General features: G+C 40.2%; 4 protein-coding genes. 2 read left to right on the top strand and 2 right to left on the bottom strand.

The window, feature by feature from the left end:
• Together VNZ46_RS08365 and VNZ46_RS08370 are read left to right on the top strand one after the other, a co-directional pair.
• A partial coding sequence (locus VNZ46_RS08365) for a sensor histidine kinase (RefSeq protein ID WP_325559634.1) occupies window positions 1–623 on the top strand: 623 nt, incomplete at its 5' end.
• An 11-nt stretch (window positions 624–634) separates the two neighbouring features.
• Window positions 635–1,321, top strand: coding sequence for a LytTR family DNA-binding domain-containing protein (locus tag VNZ46_RS08370; protein WP_325559636.1), 687 nt, complete (start codon window positions 635–637; stop codon window positions 1,319–1,321).
• A gap of 312 nt (window positions 1,322–1,633) precedes the next feature.
• Here VNZ46_RS08370 and VNZ46_RS08375 read toward each other — a convergent pair whose 3' ends face one another.
• Entirely contained in the window at window positions 1,634–4,189 is a 2,556-nt protein-coding gene (locus VNZ46_RS08375) for a hypothetical protein (protein ID WP_325559638.1), read from the bottom strand.
• Window positions 4,190–4,417: 228 nt separating this feature from the next.
• Window positions 4,418–6,168 (bottom strand): glycoside hydrolase domain-containing protein (locus VNZ46_RS08380; RefSeq protein ID WP_325559640.1); only part of this gene is annotated, 1,751 nt, incomplete at its 5' end.

Raw genomic sequence — 6,168 nt, forward strand, 5'->3', positions numbered from 1 at the left:
AAGAAATTTTTACTTTAAAAACTGAACTGGGCAAATCAGATGCAACGCTCCATTTCTTAAAGTCACAAATCAATCCTCACTTCCTGTTTAATGCTTTAAACACACTATATGGTACAGCACTTCAGGAGCATGCAGACCGCACCAGCGAAGGGATACAAAAACTTGGAGATATGATGCGCTTTATGCTCCAGGAAAATATGGAAGATAAGATTTCACTTTCCAGAGATGTAGAATATTTAAAAAATTACATTGATCTACAAAAACTCAGAACCTCAGTTTCAACAGATGTTACCATAGAAACCCAGATCGAAGAACAATTAAATGAGCTCCAGATCGCTCCAATGCTCCTTATTCCATTTGTAGAAAATGCTTTTAAACATGGAATTAGCCTGCAATATCCTTCACATATCAAAATCACCTTGCAAACCCGTTCAGATACCTTATACTTTGATGTATACAATAGCATTCATCTAAAATCAGTCAATGACCCGGAGCGGTTTAAAAGCGGAATTGGTTTACAGAATGTGAAACAACGCCTGGCATTGCTATACCCCGAAAAGCACGAGCTCATTATCAGAGAAAATGCAAAAGAGTTCTTTATACATCTTACCTTGCAACTGTAAAATTTAAACAGATGAATGCCATTGCAATAGATGATGAACCAATTGCCCTTGATGTCGTAAAATCACACGCCGCTAAAGTTCCTTTTGTTACCTTACAAGCTACATTCACAAATGCTTTTGATGCGATCCGCTATTTACAGCAAAATAAAATTGACTTGATTTTTCTTGACATCAAAATGCCAGACATTAACGGTATGGACCTGCTCAAGTCTTTAAGTAATCCTCCTATGGTTATTTTTACCACCGCCTATTCCGAACATGCAGTAAAAAGTTTTGAGCTTGATGCTATAGACTATTTGTTAAAGCCTTTTTCGCTTCCCCGCTTTCTAAAAGCATGTAATAAAGCCATGGAATTGCATGATCTGAGGTCAGGATCTGAAGGTATAAAACAGCAAAATTCGATTTTCATTAAAGATGGCTATCAACAGATCAAAACACAAGTGGATGAAATCCTCTATCTTGAAGCCTCTGGTAATTATACGATCTTGCATCTGGAAGACAATAAATCTTTAAGTACCAGAGTTCCTATTGCTGAAATGTTGAATTTATTGCCGGAAAAATCTTTCATCAGGGTGCATCGTGCGTTTATCATCAATAGAGATAAGGTCGATAAATTTGATAAGTTTCAGATTTGGATAGGTCAAAAGAGCATTTCTATTGGGGCAACATATACCCAATGCTTACAGAAATTAGGTTAATTTTCCTATAACTTCTGTGTTGTTATTATCTTCTTAAATTGTGATTATCGTAAACTACTTTCTTTTTGTCGCTGCTTCAATAAGTATTTATGGGCTTCAATCATACTATTGATTAGTGCCAAATTTGGCTGAACATGACTTAGTCACACTGACTTAGGATGTTTGCGGTATCATAAAAAGTATTTTGTATCAAAAGATTTATTTAACAAAAACGTCCTCTTTTTAAATAGGCATTACGTTAAAACAGATAAGAGAAAAAGCATTACATGCTTTTTCTCTTATCTGATGTATTTTGGTCCTGGACTCCCCTGGCTAAATTTTTTCGCCTTTACCTATAGTGCTCACCACCACTTCAAGTTTTATTTTTTCACTGCCTTCATGTAATGCAGATACTTTCATGTCAGATTGCCCCTTTGGTAACATCACGTTAGGTTCAGAGGATAATTCCTCCAATTTTTTTCTGAATTTGTTGGCCGTATATAATGAATTTCCTTTATATATAATAAACTCTCCGTCAGAGAGTTTTCTGTCTACCAAAAACTGTTTTCCATTCTGAAGGGTAATCTTGATTCCATTTGCCTGTTCGCTCTTTGCAGCATGTACACGCACAGCAAATTCAAGCGGTTGGTTTTCGAATTCATTTTCTAATTGATAGGATTTACCATCTGCAGCGTATGGCTGGTTTCTGAAACGGCTTTCCCGAACCGGGTAAAGTACAAATGATTTTTTCCCGGTTTGTTCGAGGTGGAATTTGTAGTTCAGATCCTTTAGTTTCTCTTTTAATGCTTTCGAAAAATCCATTTCGTTCCTTAAATTTTCCCAGGTACGGTAAGCCTTAAAGATGGCCTCTTTTTCAGTACAATTTTCTACACTGCGTTCGCTTAAACCCAACATGTAGGTGGCATCCCAGCCAATGGACTTAGCCTGGAGATTTTCTGCATCATACATGGTCCAGTCGCTACCCAGACCTATAATTCCAAAAGTAGCCGGAAGATAACTGCTTTGGAACACATAGCGCATATCTTTCCCCTCAATACCCCATTTATTGGTTACCGGATTAAACATATTGTCTCCTCCTCCTATATTGCATACGCTCATATAATGCCAGCTCCCTTCTCCAACTGCGCTACCCATTACACGTAAATATTTACCGCCGTTTTTCTTGTAACTGTCAAAAAGCTTACCAAAGAAACGTTTAAAAGAATATTCTCCATGCCCCTGGTAAATGCAGCTCTCCAGCCCGTCAAAATCGATATAGTCCATACCACCGTCTGTTAACCACTTCCCATAAAAATCGGCATAGACCTCTTGCAGGTTCATATCGGGTGCAAATCCATGATAGCAGTTAGGCTGCAGTTTTACAATGGTTGTTCCGGAAGCAAAAGATCCACGGGTAGTGCCATGAAATCCCCTCTTAACATTCAGGAAGGTATAAGGTTTGGTTTCTGTTATACCATTATATTCTATAAGCTCCTTGCCTATTTTGAGTACGTTGGTATGGTTTCCTTCCCAGCCACCAAATTCATTGAAGTATGCACGGTCTGCTACAGTTATAACTGTATCAAGTGGAGAAAGCTGTTTGGTAATTACGGTACGCTGCATGATGGCCAGACTATCATTTGGCACTGGTGACACATCACTGTTGCCGCCTGGCTGCAAAAATTCACATAGCGTATGCAAACCCCATCTTATTCCATTTTTTTTCATCAGCGCCCCATATTCTGGAATGGTCATATCAGGTGCAGATTTGAAACTGACCTTTTTCCCAGCCCACCTGTTTGCCCGATTGGGATAATATTCACCCATGCCTTCATCTTGAACTGATTTAAGTCCAAGGCGCTGTATATAGTTTACCAGGCTGTCATGAGCACCGCTCCACGCTACGTCAGGACGGTAAGCTTTTGGGTCCTTGATCCATTTTCCATCTATTTCCGGATGAGGCAGCCCTTCTGCTAAAACGATCTTCTCAATTGTATTCAAACCAAGCGAGTCAGGACAGGCATATAAAGCCATCGCTGAGCCAATAAATACTGCATCTGTTGGAGTTACAAGCTGATACCTGGCAGAATTTACCTTTCCGTCCAGGTTATCCGGCAAGACCGGGAAGCGGATCATGTATTCCTTCCTCCTGTCTCTGGAATGCATGCATATTATGGATCCAAATTTTGGCTCCAGGCGTGCTGCATTTCCATAATTCATTCTATAATATTCCTCTGGATGAGAATAAAAAGCTACATCATTATGACCATCGCCCCCAATCGTAAATGTTTGCCCCTCTTTAAGATCTGGCGGTAACGGATACTTTATCGGGTCTGGAGAATGAATAAAATAATACATAAATGACATATCTCCGCCAGTTGGAGGCCCACCGGTGGTATTGTCATTCAAGCCCAGCATTCCGATAGCAAAATTGTCGTCCCTAACTACGCCAATCACATCTCCAATTGTCTTGGAAATATTGGTCTTATAGGGTCCCCATACAATATTATCCACCTCTTTCTGTTTTGTAAGAGAGAGCAACTGGAAACGAAAATATTCCTTTTTCTGTTCTGCCTTTATCCGCGCTTGTGAGCCATTTGTAAAAGTAAGTACAATCTCATTTCTCTTTGGTGTATAGCTTGCCTTGTTAGGGAAAATATATCCTTTTTCATTAGAAAGACTCATCAAAGCAGAAGAAAGTCCTTTAGGATTGTACTCTTTCTTGGTTTTCACATCTTTGATTGAGGTGATATAACCTTTTCCATCAATACTGATGGAAGAGTAACGTGTTTTCAAATTAATGGCCTGCGCATGTGCCAGGCTGCAATAACTAAGTAACATCATCAGGGAGGCAAGAATCCTGATCAGGGGGGTAAAACATCTGTTCATATGGTTGTTTTTTGTGTGTCTTTTCATCGCGAAATTCTCCTGCAGTGCCCCTCTAAATGCCGGTGGGACAACGAAGTCATATTCGAAGTCCCAATACCACCCAGCATTCTTGTCTCGGATTACTAACCAATTGTAAATCGATATTCAAATAAAACAATTTTAAACCGCTAAAATTTGTTCTATATTGCCCAATAACGATGCTTTTTTTGCACCTCATCCTGATCAGGATCAATACTGCAGCAAAAGCGTTCCCCCTTTTATCAATTCGTTATGATTTATTCTAAAATCTGTGATTTTTCGGCCGTTAAAGCTTACGGATTTTATCAGATCTTCCAAAGAATGCCTGTTGATGGTCTCTATCCTGATCTTTTTACCTTTGCCCATCTTAATTTCAATATCTTTAAAGAGCGGTGAGGTGATTTCATACCAGGGCTCGCCAACCACTAAGGGAAATATACCCATTGCAGAAAAGGTATACCAAGCCGACATGGTTCCATCATCTTCGTCCATTTCCGGTAAAAAGCCAACGGGATCATTTTTAAATATTCTACTGTAAACCGGCTTCTCATATTCTGAATTCCCTCCGTAAAGGTGCTTTATTTCTTTGGTCAGCATATCCATTACTGTTTTTTGGGCAAGATCTGGTCTGCCTGCGCGGTTTAGGATAAAAGGTGCGTGAATCCCCACCTCATTTCCCTGATTATACAGGTTATGATCAAAATAATAAGCCAGCTGCTGTCCCAATGTATCTTTACCATCAGTACCATACGTCCGTTCCATTCTGTCAAAATATTGCGGTAATGCCCACCGGTATTGCCATTTTGTACCCTGGTACAATCCATTGTTGCCCATTTTCGCAAAAGAACCGTCCACATTTTTCAAATATCGGTTCCAAACGCTGTCGAACAGATCTGTAGATTGATCTCCATATTTTATGGCGTCGGCCTTATTGCCTTCAATTTCCGCAATCTTTCCCATTGCCCACAGATCGATACAGGTTTCCAGCATCTGATCCGGACGCTTCTTTTCGAGGCTGTCTACTTCTTTCTTTATGCCGTTATAGGCCAGGGGAAGATCAATGTCTGTAATGCCTTTCTTATAGGCATCCAGAAGCACGGCTACGGTATGTTCAGTACGCACTGTTGGCGTGGATTCAAACGGAGTGGCCCAGGGTTTCTTTCCATATACATACAGGCGGCTCAGCGACTTACACATATCCCTCATTTGTTGAGGATCCAGTAAAGCGATCAGTGGAAACTTGGTTCTATAGGAATCCCACATAGACCAGGAACTGTAATAGGTGAAATCTTTAGCTTCCTGAATTGTACCATCAGTGGCCAGATAACGATGGTCTCTGGAAGTCGTATTCGCCGGACTTAAAAAAACCCGGTATAAGGAGGTATAAAAAAGAGTCCGGTTTTCATTGCTTCCACCAGAAACTTTAACCTTTCCCAATAAATTCTCCCATTGCTCTTCTGCCATAGATTTTACTTTCTGAAAACTGAACTTAGCCACCTGATCATTTTCAAGTGCAGCGGCTTCGGTATTGAGCGGAGACAATGCAATTCTGACTTCTACAGGGCGATCATCCGCAGTTCCTAAGGAGAGTTCCAGTATGTGCTTTATACCGGATATCTTCTTGAAGGCCTGATTGGTTTTAAGATCAAAATAGATTTTTGCCCTTCCTGCATCGCAGGTTGTTCCGGTCCAGACATAACCTTTAATTTCCCTGGGCGATACAATTTCATAAACCGCATCATAAACAGAGTTAAATGCCGATGCCACGTTTAAAGTCAGAAATGCTTCCTTGCCCTTTGGAAAGTGGTAACGTTCAACTGCCACTTGCTGGGCAGCCGTAAATTCACTCTTAACCCCGTTATCTAAAGCAACTGTATAGTAACCCGGGCTGGCCTGTTCCGTTGTTTTTATAATTTTTAAACTGGAATCTTTGGAACTGGGTTTTATACTAAAATTACCAC

This window comes from Pedobacter sp., from assembly GCF_035566355.1.
GTDB lineage: Bacteria > Bacteroidota > Bacteroidia > Sphingobacteriales > Sphingobacteriaceae > Pedobacter.